Here is a 25822-nt window from a genome sequence, read left to right as displayed (position 1 = left end):
TCCGCAGAGTCAGGCAATCAGACCGAGGGCTTTGTCCAGCACCTTGTCACCGCGCAGGGTGCCGTAATCCATCATGTCGATGACGGCAACCGACAGGCCATGCGGCTCGGCGAGTTTGCTGAAACGCGCCAGTTCGTACTTCACCTGCGGCCCCAGCAGCACAACGCTGGCGGTTGGCAGCTCGGCTGCAAAATCGGCGGCGGGTATCGCGATGATTTCCACGTTCAGTTCACGTTTCTGCGCTTCGGCTTGCATGCGTTTGACCAGCATGCTGGTGGACATCCCAGCGGCACAACACAGCACAATCTTTATCATTCTTGCTCTCCAGTGAGGACTACGGCTGTAAGCGCAAATGAGAGCGCTCTCATTTGGTCAGCGTAACGGTATTACAGAATCAAACCGGGAGTTATGTCGCAAAAAATGAGGGGGAGAGAAAGTGGGTAAATAATGCGTGATCGACTTGGCAAAAATGAGCCCGACGATCATACTGTCGGCAGGCAAAAAACCACCAACTGTAAGAAATATCCGGCAATTACTTAAATATTGGTAAATGGCTGGCGCTATCAGGGGTAGCTCTTTAGAATCAAAGCGCTTTTCCGTTGTTTGTCTCCCAGAGAAAGGACCCGTTCATGTTCAAACGTACTTTAGTGACCTTCGTTGCGCTGTGTTCCCTGACCGCAATGGCTCCTGCCGCATTGGCCGCCGGTGAAACTCGCGTCATGCTGACCACCTCGGCAGGCAATATTGAATTAGCGCTCGACAGCCAGAAGGCCCCTGTCTCCACCAAGAACTTTATTGACTACGTGAACAGCGGTTACTACAACAACACCGTTTTCCACCGCGTGATCCCGGGCTTTATGATTCAGGGCGGCGGTTTCACGGCGGATATGCAGCAGAAATCGACCGGCGCGGCGATCAAAAACGAAGCTGACAACGGCCTGCGTAACCTGCGCGGTACCATTTCCATGGCACGCACTGCCGATAAAGACAGCGCAACCAGCCAGTTCTTCCTGAATGTGGCCGATAACGCTTTCCTCGACCATGGCCAGCGTGATTTCGGCTATGCGGTATTCGGGAAAGTGGTGAAAGGCATGGACGTGGTGGATAAGATTTCCCAGGTGCCAACCGGCAACGTGGGCCCTTATCAAAACGTCCCCAGCAAGCCGATCGTGATCCTGTCGGCTAAAGTGCTGCCATAACCTGTTGTGCCAGCCCCGTTTGGGGCTGGCGCGTTCTCTTCCTCCCGAAGCTTTGCCTGCATCACTGTTTTCTTCCCGTTGGCATGTTCTAATCAGCGCCCATAACCAGACCCTTTAGCTGGCACTTTCTGTTTGTTGTTGCTGTTTTGATGAGCTGCTGTTTATGTACGAATTTAACCAGGTTTTGCTGCTGTTACAGCAGATGTGTGTTTATCTTGTTATTGCCTATTTATTAAGTAAGACGCCGCTGTTTATCCCGCTGACGCAGGTCACCATTCGCTTGCCGCACAAGTTACTGTGCTACGTCATTTTCTCCGTGTTTTGCATCATGGGCACCTACTTCGGCCTGCATATCCAGGATTCAATCGCCAATACCCGTGCGATTGGCGCCGTACTGGGCGGGTTGCTCGGGGGGCCTTCCGTTGGTTTTCTGGTGGGGCTGACCGGCGGTTTGCACCGCTACACGCTGGGGGGCATGACCGACGTCGCCTGTGCGGTCTCGACGGTGGCAGAAGGCCTGGTCGGCGGCATCGTGCACAGCATCGCCATGCGGCGTGGGCGTATCGACTTACTGTTCAACCCTCTGTTTGTGGCGTGCATTGCGTTGACCACCGAAGTGCTGCAAATGGCCATCATCCTGGCGATCGCCCGCCCGTTCCCAGAGGCGTTGCGGCTGGTGGAGCACATTGCCTTACCGATGGTGATCGCCAATACGCTCGGAGCGGCCATGTTTATGCAGATCCTGCTGGATCGGCGGGCGATGTTTGAGAAGTACACCAGCGCATTTTCTTCCAAGGCGCTGAAGATTGCTGAACGTACCGAGGGTATTCTGCGGCAAGGGTTCGATCAGGAAAACAGCATGAAGGTGGCACGCGTCATTTATCAGGAGCTGGGCATTGGCGCTGTGGCGATCACCGATCGTGACAAACTGTTGGCCTTTATCGGCATTGGCGACGACCACCACGTGCCGGGGACGCCGATCTCTTCGGTGCATTCCCATCGTGCCATCGATAATAACGAGGTGGTGTATGCCGATGGTAATGAGCTCTCTTATTGCTGTTCGATCAACGCCAATTGCAAGCTGGGCTCGACGCTGGTGATCCCGCTGCGTGGGGAAAATCAACGGGTGATCGGCACCATCAAACTGTACGAACCGAAAACCAAACTGTTCAGCACCATCAACCGCACGCTGGGGGAAGGGATCGCCAGCCTGCTGTCGGCACAAATCATGGCCGGGCAATACGAGCGGCATAAACAACTGCTGGCACAGTCGGAAATCAAGCTGCTGCACGCCCAGGTCAACCCGCATTTCCTGTTTAATGCGCTGAATACGCTGGTGGCGGTGATCCGCCGGGATGGCGATCGTGCTTGCGAGCTGGTGCAGTCTCTCTCTACCTTTTTCCGTAAAAACCTCAAACGCTCCGCTGATGAAGTGAGCCTGGCAGATGAGATTGAGCATGTGAATGCCTATCTGCAGATAGAAAAAGCCCGCTTTGCCGATCGGCTGGAGATTGCGGTTTCGCTGCCGGAGGAACTGCTGGCGGTCAGGCTGCCCGCTTTCTCGCTCCAACCGATTGTGGAAAATGCCATTAAGCACGGCACTTCGCACCTGCTGGGGATTGGCCGGATCGATATCGGTGCCCGGCGCGAGGGCGATAATCTGTTGCTGCAGGTGACCGACAATGCCGGTTTGTTCCGCCAGCAGGCTGGCGGCAGCGGGTTGGGCATGAATCTGGTGGATAGGCGTATCCGTGTGCGTTACGGTGATGGCTACGGGGTGCAGATCGCCTGTGAACCTGAAGCGTTTACCTGCATTACCTTGAGCGTGCCGTTGGCGAGGGCTGCATGATGTTAACCGTACTGATCGTTGACGATGAGCCCTCTGCCCGCGATAACCTGCGCCATCTGTTGGAAGAGGAACAGGGCGTCACCATTATCGGCGAGTGTGCCAATGCGATTGAGGCCATCAGCCAGATCCACCGTTTGCAACCGGATGTGGTGTTTCTGGATATTCAGATGCCGCGTATCAGCGGGCTGGAAATGGTGGGGATGCTCGATCCAAACCGCATGCCGTATATCGTATTCCTGACCGCTTATGATGAATACGCGGTGCAGGCCTTCGAAGAGCACGCGTTTGATTACCTGCTGAAACCCGCGGAACCCAAACGGCTGAATAAGACGCTGCAGCGCCTGCACCAACGCCGCGCGCCACAGAATATTGCGGCGTTAGAGGAAAGCGCGGGCTATCTGAAATACATCCCTTGTACCGGCCATAGCCGCATCTACCTGTTGCGTTTTGATGAGGTGATCGCGATCCGCTCACGTTCGACCGGGGTGTATGTGGTGCGCAATGATGGCATGGAGTGTTTCACCGAACTGACGTTGCGCACGCTGGAAAGCCGCACGCCGCTGGTGCGTTGCCATCGGCAGTATCTGGTTAACCTTGAACAGGTCAGAGAGATCCGCTTTGAGGAGAGCGGCACGGCAGAGATGATCATGTCGGTGGGTGAGCCGGTGCCGGTCAGCCGCCGCTATCTGAAATCGCTGAAGGAAGAGTTGGGGCTACGTGGTTAAGCGCTGTCCCACCATGGCACCTCAGGGCTGCTGACGATCAATTAAGGGACATCGGCTCTTGCCTTGACGGTACTTCATCGTGCTTATAGCTTTAATAGCATTAACGGGTGTTTTTGTGTCGAACAGGACCAAAGGAAAAGCGCATGAGTGAAGCTCGAGTTATTGCCAAAGCGATGCACGATGGGAAACCAGGCGCGGAACTGGTGATTTTGCCTGCTCTGGCCAACCGTCACGGTTTGATTACCGGGGCGACCGGTACCGGTAAAACGGTGACGCTGCAAAAGATGGCGGAACAGTTCTCACGTCTTGGCATTCCTGTGTTTCTGGCCGACGTGAAGGGGGATTTGTCAGGGATTGCCGCGCAAGGCGTGCCTTCCGAAAAACTCCAGGCGCGGCTGGCGGCGATTGGCGTCACTGACTGGCAACCGCAGGCCTGTACGATAATCCCCTGGGATATCTTTGGCGAGAAAGGGCACCCGATCCGCGCCACCGTTTCCGATCTTGGCCCGCTGCTGCTTGGCCGTCTGTTGGATCTGAACGATGTGCAAAGCGGCGTGCTGCAACTGATATTTAAAATCGCCGATGACAACGCGCTGCTGCTGCTCGATATGAAAGACCTGCGGGCGATGGTGCAGTTCGTCGGGGATAACGCCAAACAGTTTCAGACCCAATATGGCAACATCTCTTCTGCCTCGGTTGGCGCTATCCAACGTGGTTTGCTGACGCTGGAAGAGCAGGGCGCTAATCAGTTTTTTGGCGAGCCGATGCTGGATATCAACGACCTGATGAGAACCGACGGCAACGGCCAAGGGATCATCAACCTGTTGGCGGCGGATAAGTTGATTAACCAACCGAAGCTCTATTCGGTATTCCTGCTGTGGCTGTTGGCCGAACTGTTTGAGCATTTGCCCGAAGTGGGCGACCCCGAACAGCCAAAGCTGGTGTTTTTCTTCGACGAAGCCCACCTGCTGTTTAACGATGCGCCACCGGCTCTACTGACTAAAATCGAACAGGTGGTGCGGCTGATCCGCTCGAAAGGCGTCGGGATCTACTTTGTTACCCAGAATCCGCTGGATATCCCGGACAGCGTGCTGGGGCAGTTGGGTAACCGCGTTCAGCATGCGCTGCGGGCTTTTACGCCGCGCGATCAGAAAGCGGTGAAGGCAGCCGCACAAACTATGCGCGCCAATCCGGCGTTTGATGCTGAAACGGCGATTACCGAGCTGGGTGTGGGTGAGGCATTGGTGTCTTTTCTGGATGAGAAAGGGCGGCCAAACGTGGTGGAACGGGCGATGGTGATCGCCCCTGAATCAAAAATGGGCATGCTGGGGGCCGAAGGGCTGAACAGCGCCATCAATAAGTCGCCTCTCTACGGGCGCTACGAAGATGGGGTGGATCGTGAATCTGCCTATGAGAAGCTTTCTGCCGGAGGGTTTGCCACCATGGGCAAACCGCAGCCGGGCCAGCCTGAGCAACAGTCTGCCGCCGGGCAGGAGAGCGGTGGCGGGTTGATGGACGGCTTGAACGATATCCTGTTTGGCTCCACTGGCCCGCGCGGGGGGAAACGCGATGGTATCGTCCAGACTGCCGCCAAAAGCATGGCGCGCGATCTGGGCCGCCAGATCCTGCGTGGCGTCTTGGGTTCGATTATGGGTGGCCGCAAAAAGTAAGCTGACATTATTGGCGCTGGCAGTAAACTAGCGCAGCATTTTTGCTGTTGGAAATCACATGCTGCTGCTGATCGATAACTACGACTCCTTTACCTATAACCTTTATCAGTACTTCTGCGAACTGGGTGCAGAAGTGCTGGTGAAGCGCAATGACGAACTGCAACTGGCCGATATCGAACGGCTGGCGCCGCAGCATTTAGTCATCTCCCCTGGCCCCTGCACGCCGAACGAGGCGGGTATTTCGCTGGCGGCGATCCGTCATTTTGCCGGCAAACTGCCGATCCTCGGGGTTTGCCTTGGGCATCAGGCGATTGGCCAGGCATTGGGTGCCGATGTGGTTCGTGCCCGTGAGGTGATGCATGGCAAAACGTCGGCGATTCGCCATCACCATCAGGGCGTATTTGCTGGCCTGAATAACCCGCTGACCGTCACTCGCTACCACTCGTTGGTGCTGGATGCCGCAACCTTGCCAAGCTGCTTTGAGGTGACCGCCTGGAGCGAGCGTGACGGTGAGCAGGATGAAATCATGGGCATTCGCCACCGCACGCTAGCGCTGGAAGGGGTGCAGTTCCATCCGGAAAGCATCCTGAGCGAACAGGGTCATCAGTTGCTGGATAATTTTCTTAAAAGTTAGTGGGTTAGGATTTTCTTTGCCACTATCGGCGATTTTGGTTTGCCCTTAATTGGTTTTTTATGCATATTTTGTGACTATATTTTCAATTATTCGCAACAATGACACTGAGTCAATTTCAGGGTGGAGCCCACAATGACCGAAAAAATCGCAGTCGACCGCAGCACTTTTGATCAGGTTATCCTGCCTGTTTATGCACCGGCTCAGTTCGTGCCGGTAAAGGGCAAGGGCAGCCGCGTGTGGGATCAGCAAGGAAACGAGTATATCGATTTCTCTGGCGGCATTGCCGTCACCGCGCTTGGGCACTGCCATCCTGCGTTGGTCGCCGCGTTGAAACAGCAGGGCGAAACCCTGTGGCACACCAGTAACGTCTTCACCAATGAACCAGCACTGCGCCTGGCGACCAAGCTGATCAATGCTACGTTTGCCGACCGGGTGTTCTTCGCCAACTCGGGGGCGGAGGCTAACGAAGCCGCGTTCAAGCTGGCGCGCCATTATGCCATCAGCCGCCATAGCCCCTACAAAACCAAGATTATTGCGTTTAACAACGCGTTCCATGGGCGCACGCTGTTCACGGTTTCCGTCGGTGGCCAGGCAAAATACTCCGATGGTTTCGGGCCAAAGCCGGCCGATATCGTGCATGTGCCGTTCAACGATCTGGCGGCGGTGAAAGCGGTGATGGACGATCACACCTGTGCCGTGGTGATGGAGCCGATCCAGGGGGAAGGTGGGGTTACTCCGGTGGATGCCGCTTTCCTGCAGGGCGTGCGGGAGTTGTGCGACAAGCATCAGGCATTACTGGTGTTTGACGAAGTGCAAAGCGGTATGGGCCGGAGCGGTAAACTGTTCACCTATATGCACTATGGCATTACGCCGGATATTCTCACCACCGCCAAAGCGTTGGGCGGCGGTTTCCCGGTGAGCGCGATGCTGACGACAGAGGAGATCGCATCGGTGATGCATGTGGGCACCCATGGCACCACCTATGGCGGCAACCCGCTGGCCTGTGCGGTGGCGGAAGCGGCACTGGACGTGATCAATACGCCGGAAGTATTGAGCGGCATTGAGCAGCGCCACAAGCTGTATGTGCAGGCATTGCAGAACATCGGCGAGAAGTATGCAATTTTCAGCGACATTCGCGGCATGGGATTGCTGATCGGCGCGGAATTGACGCCGGAGTATCACGGCAAAGCGCGGGACTTCCTGACCGCGGCAGCCGCTCGGGGGTTGATGATCCTCAACGCCGGGCCAAACGTGATTCGCTTTGCACCTTCGCTGGTGGTAGAACTGAAAGATATCGACGAAGGCATGGCGTTGTTCGAGCTGGCCGTACAGGATGTGATTAACGCATAAGCGATCCGCAGGGGCTATGCGCCAGCTTTAGCCCCTGCCAATCTCAGTTTTCCCGCAGTTTCCGTTTCAGCCAGATGCCATGATGCGGGCGTTGGCGCCAGGCCAGCGACGAAATGGTATGCATCACGCTCAGGTGCGAAAGGATACGCCGCAGGTGGCGTTCCATTTCGGTTATTGGCATATCTGGGTGCAGCTCGGGGAGATGCATGGGGCTCTGGCTGCTGCTTGGGCCGTCATATTCCAGCCGCTGCTGGCAGCTTTGCAGGGCCATTTCGCAGCTTTGCAGATACTCTTGCGCCAGCGCTGGCGTCAAAATGTCGTGTTCGCGCGCCAGAATGGTCAGCGCATTCAGGTGCTCGACAATAAACTGGCTGTGGGTGACCCAGAGCCGCATATCTGCCAGATAATCCGATTCAAACCCCGGCTCCTGCATCGCCTGGTTGAGCGAGGTGAACAGCGCATTGTGTGCCTGATTGACCTGCATTCGCGCGTAGGCCAGCGTAGCCGGGTCCGCTTCCTGTTCTTGTAACAGTAGGCGCAATGCCGTTTGATCGCGCTCCAGCGCCTGATGCGCGTTCTTACGCAGCAGGCCGCTTTGCCACTGTGGCCAAAGCCAGATGGTCCCGCCAAATACCAGCACGCAGCCGATCAGCGTATCGATCAGGCGTGGCACCAAAAAATGGGTGCCATTCAGCGCCAGCAACTGCAGGGTATATACCGCAGTGACGGTAAACCCCATCACCGCCAGCCCGTAGTTTTTGCGTAATATCAGATAGGCCGCCAGGGTGATCGCCAGCATGATGCTCAGCGTCACGTTTTCTGGCAGTTGCAACTGCAAGAGTCCTGCGGCAATCACCAACCCGGCCAGCGTGCCGAGCGCACGGTGCTGGATCCTGACGCGCGTGGCGTTGTAGCCGTTTTGGCTGACCAGCATGATGGTCAGCAGGATCCAATAGGGTTTTGGCAGATTGAAAATCATCCCCAGGCTGCTGCCCACCGCCAGTATGGTCCCCAGCCGGGCGGCATTGCGCAAGGCGTTGGATTTCCATGACAGGTAGCTCACCACCGCAGGCCAGAAGGGTAACCGCGATTGGTTTGCCATCAGATCGCGCCGATACAGCGGGCGTTGGGTGCGTAACAGGCGGGCGATGCGGCTGAAATGGTAAAAGCAGAACTGGCCTACCGGGTTATCGGCATGCTGTGTGGCCACTTTTTCCAGTGCCGCCAGCTCACTCTTCATGCTGAAACGCGTTGAGCGCCGGTGATAGAGAATATCGTTGGCCACGACGCGTAAACGCCCGGCAATCACCTGCGCGTTGCGGCGGATAATCGCTTCGGCCTGGCTCTGCTCGACCAGCTTTTGCACCTCTTCCGGTTGATGCAGGCTGACGGTAATGTGTTCCTGCAGATCGAGTGCCACCTGGAAAGTGCGCTGCAGGCGTTTTTGTTCCTGGCTATTGGCATGAGGCAGGAAGTTAACTTGCTGATACAGCAGGCTGATCATGTCCATCACCTTCTGCTGGCGTTGCAGCAGCGGTGGCAGTGCGGTTTCGGGATCGATATGCTGGGTCAGCAGCGAGTATTTAGCTTCGAAATAGTCCGCCAACTGGATATAGAGCTGGCTCAGGGACTCGCGCATTGGCTGCTCTTTCCACAGTTTGAACCAGAACCAGGTGAACAGCCCGTACCAGAGGGTGCCAACCAGATACAGCAGCGGGGTATGCCAGATCGGTACGTGGCCTGCCATGCTGAGAGAGAAGATGGCCGCGACCAGCGCGGCGGGCAGCAGGCGCGCATGCAGCGGGCTGATTTCACCGCTGACGCCCAGCAACAGCGCCATCGCCAGCATCAGCAGGGGCAACGGAATATGCCACAACAGCGCCTGTTGCAGCAGCAAGCTGCTGAGGGCAAACAGAGAGCCGCCGACGATCAGGCGTTTAAAAAAGCGTTTGTGGGGTGTGTCTAATCCGGCAATGTTGCAGCAGGCAGGCACCAGAGAGAACAGCAGGCCGAGTTGCAGGTTGCCCAGCAGCAGGAAGAAAACCACCGGCAGACACAGCACCAGCGTTTGCCGCAGTGCGTAGTTGACTTCTGGGTGGTAGATCAGGCGCCGCCACATGAGTAATCGGGGGAAGCTAAAAAAGCGGCGTATTGCTACGCCGCTTCTTCAATGATTAACGCGTGCCGTAAACGACAATGGTTTTGCCGTGGGCAGAAATCAGGTTTTGATCTTCGAGCATTTTCAAAATACGACCGACGGTTTCACGTGAGCAACCGACGATTTGACCAATTTCCTGGCGGGTAATCTTGATTTGCATGCCGTCCGGGTGAGTCATGGCATCGGGCTGTTTTGCCAGATTCAGCAAGGTTTGCGCGATGCGGCCGGTAACGTCAAGGAAGGCGAGGTTACCCACTTTCTCTGAGGTGACTTGCAGGCGGTTTGCCATCTGCGCAGACAGGCGCATCAGGATATCCGGGTTAACCTGAATCAACTGGCGGAATTTCTTATAGGAAATTTCAGCCACTTCACAGGCTGTTTTCGCTCTAACCCAGGCACTGCGTTCCTGGCCTTCTTCAAATAATCCAAGTTCACCGATGAAATCCCCCTGATTCAGGTAGGACAGGATCATCTCTTTGCCTTCTTCATCCTTGATCAGCACCGCAACGGAGCCTTTCACAATGTAGTAAAGCGTTTCGGCCTTTTCACCTTGGTGAATCAGCGTACTCTTTGATGGATATTTGTGGATATGGCAATGAGACAGGAACCATTCGAGAGTAGGGTCTGTTTGCGGTTTGCCGAGAACCATTCGCTGTTATCCTCTGTTGTTATCGCTGCCTTGTATCACAGGGGTCAGAGTTCCCTGTAAAACGTGCTTATAGCCTGGTGTAATGTGGGGTGGCTATCAACAGGTTTTGAGGCATGTTATAGAAATACGCTTGTACTCTAGCATATTAACTTGCGTGAAGTGCTGCAAGTTACATTCTGTTAACATGCCAATATAGGGCCCTTTCCTCGGGCATTTCCCTGAAATCGATGACCTGGAAAGAGTTATTGCGGCTCTGTTTGTAGCACAGAGTGAGGCGAGTGTCTTGTGTTGTCTCGCTTCAGCATGATTAGCATCAGGTTCCGTTGCCAGTTTCTATGCGAAAGCGTACCCTGATTTTGAGAAATTAACCGGAGTGTACAAAATGCAGGCAAGAGTTAAGTGGGTGGAAGGGCTGACATTCTTGGGTGAGTCTGCGTCCGGCCATCAGGTGTTGATGGATGGTAACGCGGGCGATAAAGCGCCAAGTCCAATGGAAATGGTCTTGATGTCAGTGGGCGGTTGCAGTGCTATTGACGTCGTGTCTATTTTGCAGAAAGGCCGTAACGATGTCCGTGACTGCGAGGTGAAACTGACCTCGGAGCGCCGTGAAGAAGCACCGCGTCTGTTTACCCATATCAACCTGCATTTTATCGTCACTGGTAAAGGGCTGACCGATAAGATTGTTGAGCGTGCGGTTAACCTGTCGGCCGAGAAATATTGCTCGGTTTCGCTGATGCTGAGCAAAGCGGCCAGCGTTACCCACAGCTTTGAAATTCGTGACGTTGCCTGAGGCTACCAAGGGTAGTGCTGGCAATGGCTGCGTAGTAAATCCAGAAATCGCCGCGCCGTGACGGTCAGCGGTGATTTTTGTGAATACAGGACGCAGTACTGTGCCTGCGGCAGATCGTCGATAGGCAAAGCCACCAGTTCTTGATGTAAATAGAACGGCGTGTTCATGGCCCGCGCGACGATCGTCAAATAATCTGCCTTCAGCACCATATTCAAGCCGCATACCGCTGAATCTGAGCGAATGGGGCGTTGGGACAACTGTTGATAGAAGTTGCCAAGCAGCGTTTGCAGTTGCTGGTAATAACCCATATCGGTTTCCGGCAGCAGCCATTTGGCCTCGTGCAGTTCGTGCAGCGTGGTTGCCTGTGCCAAAGGGTGCCCACGGCGCGCAATAACGCAAAATGGGGCGCTGAACAGCGGTTCGAGCACTAAATCTTGCAGCGGTAATTCAGGGCTGCTCGTGCCGACGGCAAAATCCAACTTGCCAGCCTGCAAGGCGGGCAATAACGTTGAAAGCTGCGCTTCGCGGATCAACAGATTGGCCTGCGGGGTAGAGGCCTTGAAGAGTTCGACCAGTTTCGGCAACAGCGTCACGGCCAGCAGCGAAGAGCAGCCTATCGCCAGGCTGCCTTGCGAACGCTGGTCCAACTGTTGGATCTCCTCAGTGGCGCGCTGTAATTCCTCAATCACTAATTGCACCCGCAGAGCAAAAATGTGGCCGTTTGGCGTCAGCGTCATCCCTTTACTGCCGCGCACAATCAGCTGGGTTTTCAGCGTTTGTTCCAGTTCCTGGATCGAGCGGCTGATCGCCGGTTGAGACTGATCTAACGCGCGTGCCGCGGCACGAATGCTGCCACAGCGTATCACTTGCTGAAAAGCTTTCAGCTGTTGCAATTTTGGTAACTGACGCATGCGTGCCCCCTTCTGCCGAAAAAACGCAGTTTCACCCTGCCGATAGAAAAGAATATCGGCGATGAAAAATTGTTCATTAATGACTTTTTTGTCGTACGTGAGGCGGTGGCATATACCAAGGGGAATAAGGAGGCAGCGCGGTGGCTGGCCGCGCCCGAGAGCGTTATTCGATTTTTTTACCTTCCAGTAGCCGTTGTACTAATGGCGCCATAATCAGCTCCATCGCCAGCCCCATTTTGCCGCCCGGCACCACCAGCGTATTGATGTGAGAGATAAACGACCCCTGTAGCATTGCCAACAGATAGGGGTAATCGATCTGATCCAGGCCACGGAAGTGGATCACCACAAAGCTTTCGTCCAATGAGGGGATGGCCTTGGCGGCAAACGGATTGGAGGTATCGACCGTGGGGACGCGTTGGAAGTTGATATGGGTGCGCGAGAACTGCGGCGTGATGTAGCCGATGTAATCCTCCATCGAACGTACTACGGAATCCATCACCGCCTCGCGGGAATGACCACGCTCACCGGTATCGCGGATCAATTTCTGGATCCACTCCAGGTTGACGATTGGCACCACACCTACCAACAGGTCAACATGCTTGGCGACATCGATCTTATCGGTAACCACGCCACCGTGCAGCCCTTCGTAGAACAGCACGTCGGTGGGGGCTGGCAGCGGTTCCCACGGCGTGAAGGTGCCGGGGACCTGATCGTAAGGCACGGCCTCATCGTAGGTGTGCAGGTATTTACGTGAACGGCCTGTGCCGTTTTTGCCGTACTGGATAAAGCTTTGCTCCAGCAGGCTGAAGTCATTGGCTTCAGGGCCGAAATAGCTGATATGGCGGCCAAGATCGCGTGCTTTACGAATGGCCGCATCCATTTCTGGCCGGGTGTAGTGATGGAAACTGTCCCCTTCCAACTGGGCGGCGCGGATATTCAACTGCTGGAAAATCTTGCGAAATGCCAGGCTGGTGGTCGTGGTGCCGGCCCCGCTGGAGCCGGTCACCGCAATAATGGGATGTTTGGCAGACATAATGGGTTGTCACTCCGTATTAAGTACATATCCCCGCCATACTTCACACAACTTGAATTATTTTGGGCATAGGCGTTGATCGGCAATCATCCATTGTTACCTGATTTTTTTTACCAATCATAGGCTGGAGTGACTAAATTTCTTCCTGTCCGGCATGGATCTGCCCGCGTGGCATGATATTGACGGTTTCGTGCAGTTCCGACCACACCAGCACCACATCACCATTTTTCAACTGGCGGCGCACGTCATTCACCTTCTGTTCTAGCGAACGTTCGTGTTCACCGTAGTCAGTACCCTCACGCAGCACGAAGGATTCGATCAGGCTGTTGAGGGTTTCTTGTTCAAGCTCTTGCCAAGGGATAATCACGTTGTTGATTCCAGAAAAGGGGAAAGCCAGGATGGAATACGGTATTCCAGCCACATTTGTGGTTTTTTCAAGGTGCCGCCGACAAAGCCAACGTGGCCGCCACGCTCGGTGAGCTGATATTCGATATTGGCTGGCAGGCGGGTGAGATCGGGGATCACCTCGTCGGTCATAAACGGGTCGTCTTTGGCATGAATGATCAGCAGCGGTGTGGTGATCTGTGGCAACAGGGGCAGGGCGCTGCAGCGGCGGTAATAATCCAGCGCGCCGTTAAAACCGTGCAAGCGTGAGGTGATCACCTCGTCAAACTCACGGATGCGGCGCAACTGGTTCAACTGCGGCAGACTCAGCGGCAGGGTATCAGGGTAATGCAGCAACTTGCGCGTGGCATTCTGCTTCAACTGGCCCAGCAGATAGTGCTGATAAACACGCGAAAAACCTTGTTCCATGCGAACCGAGCAGGGCTCCAGCATCAGCGGTGCCGACACGACTACCGCGGCCTGTAGCAGGCTGTCGTTGCCTTGCTGCGCCAGGTAGTACGCCAGCATATTACCGCCGAGAGAGATCCCCACCGCCGCCGTGGGTACCTCACCGAAACTGTCGCGCAGCCAGCGCAGAAAGAAACGTGCATCCTCGGTTTCACCGGAATGATAGATACGCTGCTTGCGGTTGGGCACTCCGCTGCAACCACGAAAATGCATCACCACCCCGAGCCAGCCTTGTTCGCGCCAGGCGTTGAGCAGGCCGTGGGCATAAGGGCTGTAGAAATTGCCCTCTAAGCCGTGGAACAGGACTACGCGCGGCTTGTGGCGGGCTAACTGGGGATCTTCGCTCCAGGCAAGATCGACAAAATCACCGTCGGGCAATTCCAGCCGTTGCCAATGGGGTTTCAGCAGAACATGGCGCCGTACCAAGCGTGGCAACAGGGTTTGCAGATGCGGATTACTGGCCCCGATCAAAGGGCGAAAGGATTCATGCATAGTTGAATAAAATTCTTGTTGGCGGCTATTGTGTGATCAATACCGCACTGTTAGCTTCAATGTCATGTATTAACAATAATACTGCAAAAAATCATTTGGGTGAGGAGCACCCGCTTCATGGAACTGAGTTTATTTCTTTCGATGTTAGGCTTCCTGTGGGTTGCCGCGATTACGCCTGGCCCAAACAATATGCTGCTCACCACCTCTGGGGCCAACTTCGGTTTTATGCGTTCGCTGTGGCTGATGATCGGCATCATGCTCGGCATGCAGAGTATCATGCTGCTGGTGGCGTTTGGCGTGGGTGGTCTGATCCTGATTTATCCCTCACTGCACCTGATTCTGAAGATCCTTGGGAGCCTGTATCTGTTGTGGCTGGCCTGGAAAGTCGCGACCGCTGCCTATGAAAAACTGGATACCGATGTGGCCCCACCCAAGCCGATTCGCCTGTATCAGGGGTGGCTGTTGCAGTTCCTTAACCCGAAAGCCTGGCTGATGGGCCTGGGGGCGGTGGCGAGTTTTAGCCTGGAAGGGGAAAGGTACAATAATTCTATTCTGGCGATCGCTTTTGGCCTGTTGGTGGTGAATATCGTTGCCGGGGTAATTTGGCTAGGCTTCGGCACGGTGATCGGCCGCCTGCTGCGCAGCAAGAAAGCCTGGGTGATTTTCAACGTTTCCATGGGGCTGTTAACGGCGGCCTGTGTGTTACTGATCTGGCATTAAGGAAAAGCGGATGAGCGAAAATTATTTCCATGTTGATGCGTTTATCGGTGCAGGCCTGCGCGGCAATCCTGCAGGGGTCTGTTTGCTGAAACACTCGCTGGAAAGCGCGCAGATGCAGGCCATCGCCAATGAGTTGTTCCTGCCAGAAACCAGTTTTGTCTGGGAAGATGGCGATATGTATGGGATTCGCTGGTTCACCCCCACGCGGGAGGTGGATCTGTGCGGGCATGCCACGCTGGCCACGGCGCACGTGCTGTTAAGCGTGGTGAATCCGGCCTTGCGTGATGTTCGCTTTCGCTCTGCCAGCGGTGAACTGCATGTCACAAGGGATGCTGAGGATTGTGAACGCCTGATTCTGGATTTCCCGTCCCGTCCGCCGCAGAAAGTGGCTGAACCTGCGGCACTGGCGGCCTTGCTGGGCGCTCAAGCGCAGGAGGTGTGGCAGGCCAGGGCAATGATGGTGGTATTTGAGAGCGAGGCGCAGGTGCGGGCGCTGCAGCCGGACATTCCGGCACTGATCGATCATCTGGGCTGCGGCGTGATTGCCACCGCACCGGGCGATGGGGTGGACTTTGTCTCACGTTATTTCTCGCTGGATCGCAGCGAAGACCCGGTGACCGGCTCTGCCCATTGTACGCTGATGCCTTACTGGACGGCACGCCTTGGCCGCCATGTGTTGCACGCCAAGCAGATCTCATCGCGCGGTGGCGAACTGTTCTGCGAACTGAAAGGGGAGCGCACGCTGCTGGGGGGCTATGCGCGTATTTTCCTGCGGGGTGAAATCAAGCTGTAGCCTGAGTATATATTCACATAAGGAATAAAGAATATTTTTTTATTCCTTTGTTGCTGGGTTTCGCTCAGATAAAACTGTCAGCCACTGAACGGCAGTTTATCAACGGAGCGGAACTATGGCGGGCAAACTCTTTTCATTACGCAGCGTGGCGCTGCTGGCTTTATCGCTGGGGGCTGCCAGTGCCCAGGCGCTGGATGTGACCGTGGCGTACCAGACTTCCGCCGAGCCAGCTAAAGTGGCGCAGGCGGAAAACAGTTTCGCCAAGCAGTCTGGTGCGACGGTTGACTGGCGCAAGTTTGACAGTGGTTCCGCCGTGCTGCGAGCGCTGGCCTCCGGCGACGTGCAGATCGGCAATATCGGCTCCAGTCCATTAGCGGTCGCTGCCAGCCAGAAACTCCCGATTGAAGTGTTCCTGATCGCTTCACAGCTCGGTAGCTCCGAAGCCTTGGTCGTAAAAAAAGACATCAAATCTCCCCAGGATCTGATCGGCAAGCGCATCGCCGTTCCGTTCATTTCCACCACCCATTACAGCCTGCTGGCTTCCCTGAAACATTGGGGCATCAAACCGGAACAGGTGCAGATCCTCAACCTGCAACCCCCGGCGATCGCTGCTGCCTGGCAACGTGGTGATATTGATGGCGCCTACGTTTGGGCACCGGTGGTGAATGAACTCGCCAAGCAGGGCAAAGTATTGACCGACTCTGAACAGGTAGGCCAATGGGGAGCGCCGACGCTGGATGTGTGGGTCGTGCGTAAAGATTTCGCCGAGCAACACCCAGAGGTGGTGACCGCTTTTGCCGCCAGCGCGCTCAACGCGCAAAAAGCTTATCTGGCACAGCCGGAACAGTGGCTGAAGGATAAGGACCACCTCAGTACGCTGGCCCGTTTGAGTGGCGTTGCAGAAGAGCAGGTGCCGGTACTGGTGAAAGGCAATCGCTATTTGCCAGTGGCGGAGCAAATCACTCAGCTTGGGCAGCCGGTGGATAATGCCATTCGTGACACCGCCGAGTTTCTTAAGCAGCAGGGCAAAATTCCGCAGGTCGACAGCGATTACAGCGCCTACGTGACCGATCGCTTCGTTAAACAGGTACAGGCTGCACCGCAGTCGTAAGGAGCCAGAATGCTCAACGTTAGCCATCTGGCCGCCGAGTACCAGGGGCGCCCTGTGCTGCATGATGTTTCGTTCCAGATTGCTGTCGGGCAACTGGTGGTGGTTCTGGGGCCTTCGGGCTGTGGCAAGACCACGCTGTTGAATCTGTTGGCCGGGTTTATCGCACCTTCCGCAGGCAGCATCACGCTGGATGGCGTTACGGTATGCGGCCCAGGGGCTGAACGCGGTGTCGTGTTCCAGCATGAGGGGTTACTGCCGTGGTGCAACGTGCTGGATAACGTGGCGTTCGGTTTGCAACTGGCCGGGGTGGGCAAGCAGGAGCGCCACCAGGTGGCACAGCAGATGTTGCAACGCGTTGGGCTGGCGGGGTATGGGCAACATTTTATCTGGCAGCTTTCCGGCGGGATGCGCCAGCGTGTGGGGATCGCCCGGGCGCTGGCGGCCAATCCACGGTTATTACTGCTGGATGAGCCTTTTGGCGCGTTGGATGCTTTCACTCGCGAACAGATGCAGGAACTGTTGCTGACCATCTGGCGCGATACCGGCAAGCAAGTATTGCTGATTACGCACGATATTGAAGAAGCCGTGTTTCTCGCCAGCGAGCTATTGCTGCTTTCACCGGGGCCAGGGCAGGTGATGGAACGGCTGACGCTGAACTTTGGCCAACGCTATGCCGCCGGTGAAGCATGCCGTGCGATCAAATCCGACCCTGAATTTATCGCCCAGCGTGAATATGTGCTGGGCAAAGTATTCCAGCAACGCGAGGCATTGCTATGAGCCTGCATTCCACCTTGAAAACCACGGCAAAACCGTTAGCGGTGCGGCGACTCAGCGTTAAGTCACCAAGCCAGCTGTGGTTGAGTGCCGCCACCTTGCTGGGGATCCTGCTGCTGTGGTGGGGGGTTACCGCTATGCAGCTGATAAGCCCACTGTTCTTGCCTGCCCCGCAGCAGGTGTTGCGTCAGTTGATAACCATCGCCAGCCCGCAGGGCTTTATGGAGGCCACCTTATGGCAGCACTTGGCGGCCAGCCTGGGGCGCATCCTGGTGGCGCTGCTGGCGGCGGTGGTGATGGGGATTCCGGTCGGTATCGCGATGGGGTTGAACGATAAGGTACGCGCCGTCCTCGATCCGCTGATTGAGATTTATCGCCCGGTACCGCCGCTGGCTTATTTACCGCTGATGGTGATCTGGTTCGGCATCGGTGAAACCTCAAAAATCCTGCTGATCTACCTGGCGATTTTTGCTCCGGTGGCGCTTTCCGCCGTGGCTGGGGTATGCAGCGTGGAGCCGGTGCGCATCCGTGCCGCACAGGCACTGGGTGCCAGCGATTGGCAGGTTGTGCGCTTCGTGGTGTTGCCGAGTGCGTTGCCGGAAATTCTCACCGGCATCCGCATTGGGTTGGGTGTCGGTTGGTCCACCTTGGTGGCCGCCGAACTGATTGCCGCCACGCGCGGCCTGGGGTTTATGGTGCAATCCGCCGGTGAGTTTCTGGCGACCGATGTGGTGGTTGCTGGCATCAGTGTGATTGCGATAATCGCATTCGGTCTGGAGTTGGGGCTACGCGCGTTGCAGCGCCGCCTGACCCCGTGGCATGGAGTACAACAATGAACGAGCGTCTGACGATCGCCCCGTTGGGGCCTTATATTGGTGCGTTAGTAGAAAACGTTAATCTGGCGCGGCCATTGGGTGATGGCCAGTTTGAACAGCTTTACCATGCATTGCTGAAGCATCAGGTGCTGTTCCTGCGTAACCAGCCGATTACGCCGCAGCAACAGCGCGAACTGGCCGCTCGTTTTGGCGATCTGCATATTCACCCGGTCTATCCGCACGCTCCTGGTGTGGAAGAAATTATCGTGTTGGATACGCATAACGATAATCCTCCTGACAACGATAACTGGCATACCGATGTGACCTTTATTGCCAACCCGCCGCTGGGGGCGATTTTGGCCGCTAAACAATTACCGACGGCCGGTGGGGATACCCTGTGGGCCAGTGGTATAGCGGCGTATGATGCGCTTTCCGAGCCATTCAAACGGCTGTTGGCCGGTTTGCAGGCAGAGCATGACTTCACCAAATCTTTCCCGGAACACCAGCACCGTGGCAGTGCGGAGGAGCATCAGCGCTGGCAACTGGCGGCACAGAATAATCCACCGCTGCGGCACCCGGTGATCCGCACTCACCCGGTCAGCGGTAAGCAGGCGCTGTTCGTGAATGAAGGGTTCACCACCCGTATTGTCGATTTGGCCGTCAAAGAGAGCGATGCCCTGCTGAGCTTCCTGTTTGCGCATATCACCAAGCCGGAGTTTCAGGTGCGCTGGCGCTGGCAGGAGAATGACATTGCGATTTGGGATAACCGCGTGACGCAGCATTATGCCAACGCGGATTATCTGCCGCAGCGGCGCATTATGCACCGTGCGACAATCTTGGGGGATAAGCCGTTTTATCGTGCTTGAGGATAATCTACCTATTTTTTGTGGTACAGGCGTACTTTGCGTACGCCTGTACCACCCTGTGGGTTAATCAATGAACAGATTAATCGCAGCTTGATTTACCCGTTTTATGATTGATCGCCCCTTTTTCGATCAGCAGATTTGCCACATCGGTAAAGCCGTGTTCGCAGGCACCGCTGAGAGGGCTGGCGTTAATTTTAGGATTCTCGTTTATCGCGACGACGTTTAAATCTGGGTTAAATTGCAGAATGTATTTGACGGTGTCGAGTCTGCCATCCACCGCGGCGACCATAAACAGTGTTTCACCATCTTTTTCTTTGGCATTCCAGTCTACTTCGTTCTTTAAACGCTCATGCAGATATTTAACAACTTCGGCGTTTTTACCCATCACGGCGGATTTCACCGTATTATAAACATCGGCTCTATCGGTGGCGCGAATATCGGCCCCTTGCTCAGTCAGATATTGGACGATATCCAAATAACCAATGAATGCGGCCCAGCCTAATGCGGTTTGTCCTAAAGAGGCTTCATCTTTTGCTTCAAGATTTTGCCCCGCTTCGACCATTTTTTTAACGGTGGCTAAATTGCCTTGTTTAACTGCGTCGAACCAGGCGGCATCTGGGCCAACTGAAGGGGTCTCATAGAAAATACGATGCGATAGCAACTTAGGGTTGGCAATTTGCTGCATCTCTTCATAGCTGAATCTGAATTTTGATAAATCTACGTTGCCCTTTTTTTCTTGTGCGTACAAATTAAAAGAACTAGAAGCAACAAGGCTGGCTAGAAATATTATTTTTGCTAATTTCATCATCTTATTCCGCAGAGGTCAGTTTAAAAGGTGTTTTTAGATGATTTCTGCTGATAACACCAGTAGTTATATTGAGCATGATATTCAAAAAAATTGAATTTTAAATAAACCCAAATAATGCGGGTTACTTGTAGGCGGCAAGCGCTGCTTCGCCGTGGTGAAAAGGGGGCTTAATGGTGCTGCCGGTTTACATCCTGAGTTCGCCTTGTACCGCAAGGCGAACTCCAGTATCCAGACGTAACGGGGTATTAACCTTCTGATTCAAATGCCTGAGTCAGCGTTTCCAACTGTTCTTGCGCCTCCAGCCAGGCCATTTCTGTTTGTTCCAGGGCGGATTTGGTCTGGCTCTGTTTTTGCAGGCACTCGGTCAGATCGGCCTTGCGGCTGATGTCATACAGCGCTGAGTCGGCCAGTTGCTCTTCTACTGCTGCCAACGCTGCCCCCAATTTCTCCATCTGCTGTTCCAGCTTGGCGATCTGTTTGCGTAGCGGCTGAGTTTGCGTACGGAATTCGGCCTCACGGCGCTTTTGATCTTTACGCGCCTGTGCGCTGTTGCCGCTATCTTGCTTCGGTGCCGCGTCCTGCTGCGCCTGCTGCTTTTGCAGATCGCTCAGCCACTGCTGGTAATCGTCCAGATCTCCTTCGAAGGGTTCCACCTGGCCGTCGTGTACCAGATACAGATCGTCGGTGGTGGAGCGCAGCAGGTGACGGTCGTGCGAAACCACCACCAGCGCGCCTTCGAAATCGATCAGCGCTTCGGTCAGCGCCTGGCGCATATCCAGATCCAGGTGGTTGGTCGGTTCATCAAGCAGCAGCAGGTTAGGGCGTTGCCAGACGATCAATGCCAGAACCAGCCGCGCTTTTTCGCCGCCGGAGAAACGCTCGGTCGCCTCGGTGACTTTGTCGCCCTGGAAGCCGAAGCCGCCGAGGTAATCGCGTAACTGCTGTTCCAGCACCCGAGGCGCAATGCGGCTCAGGTGTTGCAGCGGCGATTCATCGGCGCGCAGGAACTCCAACTGATGCTGGGCAAAATAGCCGAGCTTGATGCCTTTCGCTAACCCGACCTCGCCGCTTAATGGTTCCAGCGTGCCTGCCAGTAGCTTGATCAGCGTCGATTTACCGGCACCGTTACGCCCCAGCAGACCAATGCGGGAACCGGGCACCAGATTGAGCTTGATCGATTGCAGGATCACTTTCTCGCCATAACCCGCGCTGACTTTTTCCATGCGCAGCAGCGGATTCGGCAGGCTTTCCGGCTGGCGGAAACTGAAGCTGAATGGGTTATCGACGTGCGCCGGGGCGATCAGCTCCATGCGTTCCAGCATCTTGATACGGCTCTGCGCCTGCTTGGCTTTGGTGGCCTGGGCGCGGAAGCGATCGATATAGCTTTGCAGATGCGCCACTTTTTCCTGCTGGCTTTGGTAAAGCGATTGCTGTTGTGCCAGCTTGGTGACACGCTGGCGCTCGAACGAGGAGTAGTTACCGGTGTATTCGTTGATGGTCTGGTTTTCGATGTGCAGGATTTTATCAACGATCGGGTCGAGGAAGTCGCGGTCATGCGAAATCAGCACCAGAGTGCCTGCATAGCCTTTCAGCCAGCGCTCCAGCCAGATTACCGCATCCAAATCCAGGTGGTTGGTTGGTTCGTCGAGCAGCAGCAGGTCGGAACGGCAAACCAGGGCCTGCGCCAGGTTCAGGCGCATGCGCCAGCCGCCCGAGAAGGCACGTACCGGGCTTTGCAACTGTTCGTTAGAGAAACCTAAGCCGTGCAATAGGCTGGCAGCGCGCGCGCGGATGGTCCAGGCGTCGATAGCGTCGAGCTTGCCGTGCAGCGTGGCGATGGCATGGCCATCATTTTTATCGTTTGCCAACTGTAAATCGGCTTCGAGCTGGCGGAATTCGCGATCACCATCAATCACATACTCGATGGCGGGTACATCCAGCGCAGGTGTTTCCTGATTCACCCAGGCCAGTGCCCAGTTGCCAGGGAAGGTATAGCTGCCACCGTCTGCGGCGATTTCGCCCTTCAGCAGGGCCAGCAGCGTGGATTTACCACAGCCATTTTTGCCCACCAAGCCGACTTTCTGACCGGGATTAACCGTCGCCGTGGCGTTGTCCAACAGGACGCGCGTGCCGCGTCGGATTTGTAGCGAGGAGAAAACAATCATAAAGCGCCGTATGTTCAGAGTATGTTAAATTGGGATGAGTTTACGTTAACAGGGCGCAGATACCCTATGGATTTCAAGCTGGCGCTTGAAAGACGGCGGGTAGGCTGCCCTATTATTGATCTTTGCGTGCATGGTAACGGAAATCCGCTACCCTGACGACGCTTTGGAGGGGAATGATGTCGCAGCTGCCGAAGGTTTTGCTGCTGTATGCCCATCCGGAATCCCAGGACTCGGTCGCAAACCGGGTTTTGTTACAACCGGCGCAGCAGTTGGAACATGTCACCGTGCACGATCTCTACGCGCACTATCCCGATTTTTTTATTGATATCCACCATGAACAACAGCTGCTGCGTGACCATCAGGTTATTGTTTTTCAACATCCTTTATACACCTATAGCTGCCCGGCCTTGCTGAAAGAGTGGCTGGATCGCGTGCTGTCGCGCGGTTTTGCCAGCGGTGTGGGCGGCAACGCGTTGGCAGGAAAATACTGGCGTTCGGTGATCACCACCGGTGAACCGGAAGGGGCCTATCGCACCGGCGGGTATAATCGTTACCCGATCGAAGATATCCTGCGCCCGTTTGAGCTGACTGCTGCCATGTGCCATATGCACTGGCTGACACCGATGGTGGTCTATTGGGCTCGTCGGCAGAAACCGGAAGTATTGAAACACCATGCCAGCGCTTATGCTGATTGGCTGAGTAACCCGTTACCGCATACAGGGAGAGTGTGATGGAAGGGGCGTCTTTATTGACAGCAATACTGCTGTTTTTGTTTGCTGCCGTGGTGACCGTGCCGATTGCGCGCCGTCTGGGGATCGGTGCGGTATTGGGCTATTTGATCGCCGGTATCGCGATTGGCCCGTGGGGGCTAGGGTTTATCCGCGATGTGGATGAGATCCTGCACTTTTCTGAACTTGGCGTGGTGTTCCTGATGTTTATCATCGGGTTGGAACTGAACCCGGCCAAGCTGTGGGAACTGCGCCGTTCGATCTTTGGGGTGGGCGCCGGGCAGGTATTAATCACGGCAGCAATACTGGGAGCGTTGCTGTATTTCAGCCACTTTGCCTGGCAGGCGGCGGTGATTGGCGGGATTGGCCTGGCGATGTCGTCGACCGCTATGGCACTGCAACTGATGCGTGAAAAGGGCATGAATCGCAACGAGGGCGGGCAGTTGGGGTTCTCGGTGCTGTTGTTTCAGGACATGGCAGTGATCCCCGCGTTGGCCCTGATCCCGATTCTGGCCGGTGGTGGTGGCACCAGCGATGACTGGGCGGAGATCGCCACTAAGGTGGCGGCGTTTGGCGGCATGCTGATCGGCGGCCGTTTTCTGCTGCGCCCGCTGTTCCGCTATATCGCCTCTTCTGGCGTGCGTGAGATCTTCACTGCCGCCGCTTTGCTGGTGGTGCTTGGGGCCGCTCTGTTTATGGAGGAACTGGGCCTTTCCATGGCGCTCGGGACCTTTATCGCCGGTGTGTTGCTGGCCGAAAGCGAATATCGCCACGAGTTGGAAATCGCCATTGAACCCTTTAAGGGGCTGTTGCTCGGGCTGTTCTTTATTTCGGTGGGGATGGAGCTGAATATCGGTGTGCTCTACACCCATCTGGCCGAGATTTTGTTGGGTGTCTTGCTGTTAGTGGCGATTAAATCGGGTGTGTTGTATGTATTGGCGCGCATTTTCGGCCTGCATCATTCGGTGCGTCTGCAGTTTGCGGGTGTCCTGAGCCAAGGCGGTGAATTTGCCTTCGTGCTTTTCTCGGCGGCGCTGGCGCAGCATGTACTGAACTCGGATCAGTTGGCTCTGCTGCTGGTGGTGGTAACGCTGTCGATGATGACTACGCCGTTACTGATGCAGATTATCGATCGCATTCTGGTGCGCCGCTACAACGCCAAAGACGATCATGAAGAAGCACCGTACGTGGCTGATGACGATCCGCAGGTGATCATCGTTGGTTTCGGGCGTTTTGGCCAGGTGGTTGGCCGCTTGCTGATGGCTAACAAGATGCGAATTACCGTGCTTGAGCGTGATGTCAGCGCGGTCGGCGTGCTGCGCCGTTATGGCTATAAGGTTTACTATGGTGACGCGACGGAGCTGGAATTGCTGCGCGCCGCCGGTGCAGAGAAAGCCAAGTCCATCGTGATTACCTGTAATGAACCGGAAGACACGATGGCGATTGTGCATTTGTGCCAGCAGCACTTTCCTAATCTCACCCTGTTGGCGCGCGCCCGTGGCCGTGTGGAGGCGCATGAGCTGTTGCAGGCCGGGGTGAAGCAGTTCACCCGCGAAACCTTCTCCAGCGCCTTGGAATTGGGGCGTAAAGCGTTGACGGAATTGGGGATGCATCCGCACCAGGCTTATCGTGCGCAGCAGCATTTCCGCCGTTTGGATATGCGGATGTTGCGTGAGCTGATGCCGCCGCATCAGGGCGACGTGGCGCAGATTTCCCGCGTGAAAGAAGCCCGGCGAGAGCTGGAAGAGTTGTTCCATCGTGAAATGCAAAAAGAGAAACGCCAGTACGATGGTTGGGATGAACACGAATAATTTGGAGCGCAATGATGTCTGCAACACGTAAAAGATTTATCGCCGGGGCGGTTTGCCCAAGCTGTAACGCGATGGATACGCTGGCGGTTTGGCGCGAAGATCAGGTTGAAGTGGTGGAGTGCGTCAAATGTGGCCACCATCAGCGCCAGACCGAACAACAGGTGGAAAAGCACGTTCGCCCGCAGGAGCAGGTGATTGGTATTTTCCACCCTGAGTAGCGATATCTGCCGTGATTTTTTATGCTGGAGGGTACAGCGGTGCAGATTTCCGATACAATCTTCACCGATTTAGTTTCCAACGGTAGGAGATATCATGAAAGTAGCAAAAGACTTGGTGGTCAGCCTGGCTTACCAAGTACGTACAGAAGACGGTGTTTTGGTTGATGAGTCTCCGGTGAGTGCACCGTTGGACTATCTGCACGGGCATGGTTCTCTGATCTCAGGTCTGGAAAAAGCACTCGAAGGCCACGATGCGGGCGACAGTTTTGATGTGCACGTCGGCGCAAACGAAGCTTACGGCGACTATGACGAAAACCTGGTGCAGCGCGTACCGAAAGACGTCTTTATGGGCGTTGACGAACTGCAGGTTGGCATGCGCTTCCTGGCGGATACCGATCAGGGCCCGGTCCCGGTTGAGATCACCGAAGTGGATGGCGATCACGTGGTGGTTGATGGCAACCATATGCTGGCTGGCCAGAACCTGAACTTCCACGTAGAAGTGGTTGCGATCCGCGAAGCCACCGCAGAAGAGCTGGCGCATGGGCACGTGCATGGCGAACATGATCACCACCACGAGCATGGTGATGGTTGCTGTGGTGGTCATGGCCACGATCATGACCATGAAGGCCATCATCATGGCAAGAAAGGCGGTTGTGGTGGTAATGGCGGTTGCGGTTGCCATTAATTCTGGCATCGTCACT

The 25822-nt window shown here is 55.5% G+C and carries 26 protein-coding genes; 17 read left to right on the top strand and 9 right to left on the bottom strand.

Going from position 1 to position 25822, the window contains the following annotated elements; translation table 11 throughout:
* Positions 1-9: 9 nt before the first annotated feature.
* Entirely contained in the window at positions 10-315 is a 306-nt protein-coding gene (locus tag WG891_RS17765; RefSeq protein ID WP_076943249.1) for a PTS sugar transporter subunit IIB, read from the bottom strand.
* A gap of 314 nt (positions 316-629) precedes the next feature.
* On the opposite strand from WG891_RS17765, the gene ppiA reads away from it, so the two are divergent.
* The 6 genes from ppiA (at position 630) to argD (ending at position 7427) form a co-directional block, all read left to right on the top strand.
* A complete protein-coding gene (gene ppiA, locus WG891_RS17760) occupies positions 630-1199 on the top strand; it encodes a peptidylprolyl isomerase A (protein ID WP_337263949.1) in 570 nt (189 codons plus the stop codon).
* Positions 1200-1362: 163 nt separating this feature from the next.
* Positions 1363-3048: a sensor histidine kinase gene (locus tag WG891_RS17755; protein ID WP_337263948.1), complete on the top strand. Its 1686-nt coding sequence runs from the start codon at positions 1363-1365 to the stop codon at positions 3046-3048.
* Positions 3048-3773 (top strand): two-component system response regulator BtsR, encoded by a 726-nt coding sequence (btsR, locus tag WG891_RS17750; RefSeq protein ID WP_076943304.1) that lies wholly within the window; start codon positions 3048-3050, stop codon positions 3771-3773. Before WG891_RS17755 ends, btsR begins: the two co-directional genes overlap by 1 nt.
* 143 nt (positions 3774-3916) lie before the next feature.
* Positions 3917-5443: a helicase HerA-like C-terminal domain-containing protein gene (locus WG891_RS17745; protein ID WP_337263947.1), complete on the top strand. Its 1527-nt coding sequence runs from the start codon at positions 3917-3919 to the stop codon at positions 5441-5443.
* A gap of 58 nt (positions 5444-5501) precedes the next feature.
* Positions 5502-6077, top strand: a complete 576-nt coding sequence (locus tag WG891_RS17740) for an aminodeoxychorismate synthase component II (RefSeq protein ID WP_076943253.1) — start codon at positions 5502-5504, stop codon at positions 6075-6077.
* A gap of 132 nt (positions 6078-6209) precedes the next feature.
* A complete protein-coding gene (gene argD / locus WG891_RS17735) occupies positions 6210-7427 on the top strand; it encodes a bifunctional acetylornithine/succinyldiaminopimelate transaminase (RefSeq protein WP_076943254.1) in 1218 nt (405 codons plus the stop codon).
* A gap of 43 nt (positions 7428-7470) precedes the next feature.
* On the opposite strand, the gene WG891_RS17730 is transcribed toward argD, so the two are convergent.
* Together WG891_RS17730 and crp are read right to left on the bottom strand one after the other, a co-directional pair.
* Positions 7471-9546 carry a YccS/YhfK family putative transporter gene (locus tag WG891_RS17730; protein ID WP_337263946.1) on the bottom strand — a complete coding sequence of 692 codons (2076 nt, stop codon included), beginning with the start codon at positions 9544-9546 and terminating at the stop codon, positions 7471-7473.
* Between the two features lie 55 nt (positions 9547-9601).
* Entirely contained in the window at positions 9602-10234 is a 633-nt protein-coding gene (crp, locus tag WG891_RS17725; RefSeq protein ID WP_005969523.1) for a cAMP-activated global transcriptional regulator CRP, read from the bottom strand.
* 382 nt (positions 10235-10616) lie between these two features.
* Between crp and WG891_RS17720 the strand changes: the two genes are divergently transcribed.
* A complete protein-coding gene (locus WG891_RS17720; RefSeq protein WP_076943256.1) occupies positions 10617-11024 on the top strand; it encodes an OsmC family protein in 408 nt (135 codons plus the stop codon).
* A gap of 2 nt (positions 11025-11026) precedes the next feature.
* On the opposite strand, the gene WG891_RS17715 is transcribed toward WG891_RS17720, so the two are convergent.
* From WG891_RS17715 to WG891_RS17700, 4 genes are all read right to left on the bottom strand, one after another.
* Entirely contained in the window at positions 11027-11935 is a 909-nt protein-coding gene (locus tag WG891_RS17715; protein WP_337263945.1) for a LysR substrate-binding domain-containing protein, read from the bottom strand.
* Positions 11936-12098: 163 nt separating this feature from the next.
* Positions 12099-12968, bottom strand: coding sequence for a phosphoribulokinase (locus tag WG891_RS17710; RefSeq protein ID WP_337263944.1), 870 nt, complete (start codon positions 12966-12968; stop codon positions 12099-12101).
* A gap of 133 nt (positions 12969-13101) precedes the next feature.
* Positions 13102-13335, bottom strand: a complete 234-nt coding sequence (locus WG891_RS17705; protein WP_337263943.1) for a YheU family protein — start codon at positions 13333-13335, stop codon at positions 13102-13104.
* Complete coding sequence (locus WG891_RS17700; RefSeq protein WP_337263942.1) at positions 13332-14312, bottom strand: hydrolase; 981 nt, start codon at positions 14310-14312, stop codon at positions 13332-13334. The genes WG891_RS17705 and WG891_RS17700 overlap by 4 nt, the downstream gene beginning before the upstream one ends.
* 117 nt (positions 14313-14429) lie before the next feature.
* Here WG891_RS17700 and WG891_RS17695 point away from each other — a divergent pair, with 117 nt between their 5' ends.
* From WG891_RS17695 to tauD, 6 genes are all read left to right on the top strand, one after another.
* Positions 14430-15032, top strand: coding sequence for a LysE family translocator (locus tag WG891_RS17695; RefSeq protein ID WP_337263941.1), 603 nt, complete (start codon positions 14430-14432; stop codon positions 15030-15032).
* A 10-nt stretch (positions 15033-15042) separates the two neighbouring features.
* Positions 15043-15825, top strand: coding sequence for a PhzF family phenazine biosynthesis protein (locus WG891_RS17690; protein ID WP_337263940.1), 783 nt, complete (start codon positions 15043-15045; stop codon positions 15823-15825).
* A gap of 115 nt (positions 15826-15940) precedes the next feature.
* A complete protein-coding gene (gene tauA, locus WG891_RS17685; protein WP_337263939.1) occupies positions 15941-16936 on the top strand; it encodes a taurine ABC transporter substrate-binding protein in 996 nt (331 codons plus the stop codon).
* A 9-nt stretch (positions 16937-16945) separates the two neighbouring features.
* Positions 16946-17713 (top strand): taurine ABC transporter ATP-binding subunit, encoded by a 768-nt coding sequence (tauB, locus tag WG891_RS17680; protein WP_337263938.1) that lies wholly within the window; start codon positions 16946-16948, stop codon positions 17711-17713.
* A complete protein-coding gene (tauC, locus tag WG891_RS17675; RefSeq protein WP_337263937.1) occupies positions 17710-18546 on the top strand; it encodes a taurine ABC transporter permease TauC in 837 nt (278 codons plus the stop codon). The genes tauB and tauC overlap by 4 nt, the downstream gene beginning before the upstream one ends.
* On the top strand, positions 18543-19391 hold the full coding sequence (gene tauD / locus WG891_RS17670; protein WP_337263936.1) for a taurine dioxygenase: 849 nt from the start codon (positions 18543-18545) through the stop codon (positions 19389-19391). The genes tauC and tauD overlap by 4 nt, the downstream gene beginning before the upstream one ends.
* 79 nt (positions 19392-19470) lie before the next feature.
* Here the strand turns inward: tauD and WG891_RS17665 are convergent, their stop codons facing one another.
* Complete coding sequence (locus WG891_RS17665) at positions 19471-20199, bottom strand: ankyrin repeat domain-containing protein (RefSeq protein WP_337263935.1); 729 nt, start codon at positions 20197-20199, stop codon at positions 19471-19473.
* A 245-nt stretch (positions 20200-20444) separates the two neighbouring features.
* On the bottom strand, positions 20445-22364 hold the full coding sequence (locus WG891_RS17660; protein ID WP_337263934.1) for an ABC transporter ATP-binding protein: 1920 nt from the start codon (positions 22362-22364) through the stop codon (positions 20445-20447).
* 176 nt (positions 22365-22540) lie between these two features.
* Here WG891_RS17660 and kefG point away from each other — a divergent pair, with 176 nt between their 5' ends.
* The 4 genes from kefG to slyD all read left to right on the top strand — a co-directional run bounded on the left by kefG (position 22541) and on the right by slyD (position 25806).
* On the top strand, positions 22541-23095 hold the full coding sequence (kefG, locus tag WG891_RS17655; RefSeq protein WP_337263984.1) for a glutathione-regulated potassium-efflux system ancillary protein KefG: 555 nt from the start codon (positions 22541-22543) through the stop codon (positions 23093-23095).
* Complete coding sequence (gene kefB, locus WG891_RS17650; protein WP_156294327.1) at positions 23095-24903, top strand: glutathione-regulated potassium-efflux system protein KefB; 1809 nt, start codon at positions 23095-23097, stop codon at positions 24901-24903. The genes kefG and kefB overlap by 1 nt, the downstream gene beginning before the upstream one ends.
* Positions 24904-24917: 14 nt before the next feature.
* Complete coding sequence (locus tag WG891_RS17645; RefSeq protein ID WP_037376686.1) at positions 24918-25121, top strand: YheV family putative zinc ribbon protein; 204 nt, start codon at positions 24918-24920, stop codon at positions 25119-25121.
* 94 nt (positions 25122-25215) lie between these two features.
* Positions 25216-25806, top strand: coding sequence for a peptidylprolyl isomerase (slyD, locus tag WG891_RS17640; RefSeq protein WP_337263933.1), 591 nt, complete (start codon positions 25216-25218; stop codon positions 25804-25806).
* Positions 25807-25822: the final 16 nt, after the last annotated feature.

It is taken from the genome of Serratia sp. MMO-28 (assembly GCF_037199905.1).
Taxonomy (GTDB): Bacteria; Pseudomonadota; Gammaproteobacteria; order Enterobacterales; family Enterobacteriaceae; genus Chania; species Chania oryzae.
Note: the sequence above shows the minus strand (reverse complement) of the source record. Positions and strands in the feature narration are given on the sequence as shown.

What these genes read in the sequence shown, in the direction of transcription:
- argD (WP_076943254.1), top strand. Translation starts at nt 6,210, where the DNA reads ATGACCGAAAAAATCGCAGTCGACCGCAGCACTTTTGATCAGGTTATC.
- WG891_RS17720 (WP_076943256.1), top strand. Translation starts at nt 10,617, where the DNA reads ATGCAGGCAAGAGTTAAGTGGGTGGAAGGGCTGACATTCTTGGGTGAG.
- WG891_RS17690 (WP_337263940.1), top strand. Translation starts at nt 15,043, where the DNA reads ATGAGCGAAAATTATTTCCATGTTGATGCGTTTATCGGTGCAGGCCTG.
- btsR (WP_076943304.1), top strand. Translation starts at nt 3,048, where the DNA reads ATGTTAACCGTACTGATCGTTGACGATGAGCCCTCTGCCCGCGATAAC.
- tauD (WP_337263936.1), top strand. Translation starts at nt 18,543, where the DNA reads ATGAACGAGCGTCTGACGATCGCCCCGTTGGGGCCTTATATTGGTGCG.
- WG891_RS17665 (WP_337263935.1), bottom strand. Translation starts at nt 20,199, where the DNA reads ATGATGAAATTAGCAAAAATAATATTTCTAGCCAGCCTTGTTGCTTCT.
- WG891_RS17710 (WP_337263944.1), bottom strand. Translation starts at nt 12,968, where the DNA reads ATGTCTGCCAAACATCCCATTATTGCGGTGACCGGCTCCAGCGGGGCC.
- WG891_RS17695 (WP_337263941.1), top strand. Translation starts at nt 14,430, where the DNA reads ATGGAACTGAGTTTATTTCTTTCGATGTTAGGCTTCCTGTGGGTTGCC.
- tauB (WP_337263938.1), top strand. Translation starts at nt 16,946, where the DNA reads ATGCTCAACGTTAGCCATCTGGCCGCCGAGTACCAGGGGCGCCCTGTG.
- slyD (WP_337263933.1), top strand. Translation starts at nt 25,216, where the DNA reads ATGAAAGTAGCAAAAGACTTGGTGGTCAGCCTGGCTTACCAAGTACGT.
- tauC (WP_337263937.1), top strand. Translation starts at nt 17,710, where the DNA reads ATGAGCCTGCATTCCACCTTGAAAACCACGGCAAAACCGTTAGCGGTG.
- crp (WP_005969523.1), bottom strand. Translation starts at nt 10,234, where the DNA reads ATGGTTCTCGGCAAACCGCAAACAGACCCTACTCTCGAATGGTTCCTG.
- WG891_RS17660 (WP_337263934.1), bottom strand. Translation starts at nt 22,364, where the DNA reads ATGATTGTTTTCTCCTCGCTACAAATCCGACGCGGCACGCGCGTCCTG.
- WG891_RS17645 (WP_037376686.1), top strand. Translation starts at nt 24,918, where the DNA reads ATGTCTGCAACACGTAAAAGATTTATCGCCGGGGCGGTTTGCCCAAGC.
- kefB (WP_156294327.1), top strand. Translation starts at nt 23,095, where the DNA reads ATGGAAGGGGCGTCTTTATTGACAGCAATACTGCTGTTTTTGTTTGCT.
- tauA (WP_337263939.1), top strand. Translation starts at nt 15,941, where the DNA reads ATGGCGGGCAAACTCTTTTCATTACGCAGCGTGGCGCTGCTGGCTTTA.
- ppiA (WP_337263949.1), top strand. Translation starts at nt 630, where the DNA reads ATGTTCAAACGTACTTTAGTGACCTTCGTTGCGCTGTGTTCCCTGACC.
- kefG (WP_337263984.1), top strand. Translation starts at nt 22,541, where the DNA reads ATGTCGCAGCTGCCGAAGGTTTTGCTGCTGTATGCCCATCCGGAATCC.
- WG891_RS17740 (WP_076943253.1), top strand. Translation starts at nt 5,502, where the DNA reads ATGCTGCTGCTGATCGATAACTACGACTCCTTTACCTATAACCTTTAT.
- WG891_RS17730 (WP_337263946.1), bottom strand. Translation starts at nt 9,546, where the DNA reads ATGTGGCGGCGCCTGATCTACCACCCAGAAGTCAACTACGCACTGCGG.
- WG891_RS17745 (WP_337263947.1), top strand. Translation starts at nt 3,917, where the DNA reads ATGAGTGAAGCTCGAGTTATTGCCAAAGCGATGCACGATGGGAAACCA.
- WG891_RS17700 (WP_337263942.1), bottom strand. Translation starts at nt 14,312, where the DNA reads ATGCATGAATCCTTTCGCCCTTTGATCGGGGCCAGTAATCCGCATCTG.
- WG891_RS17765 (WP_076943249.1), bottom strand. Translation starts at nt 315, where the DNA reads ATGATAAAGATTGTGCTGTGTTGTGCCGCTGGGATGTCCACCAGCATG.
- WG891_RS17755 (WP_337263948.1), top strand. Translation starts at nt 1,363, where the DNA reads ATGTACGAATTTAACCAGGTTTTGCTGCTGTTACAGCAGATGTGTGTT.
- WG891_RS17715 (WP_337263945.1), bottom strand. Translation starts at nt 11,935, where the DNA reads ATGCGTCAGTTACCAAAATTGCAACAGCTGAAAGCTTTTCAGCAAGTG.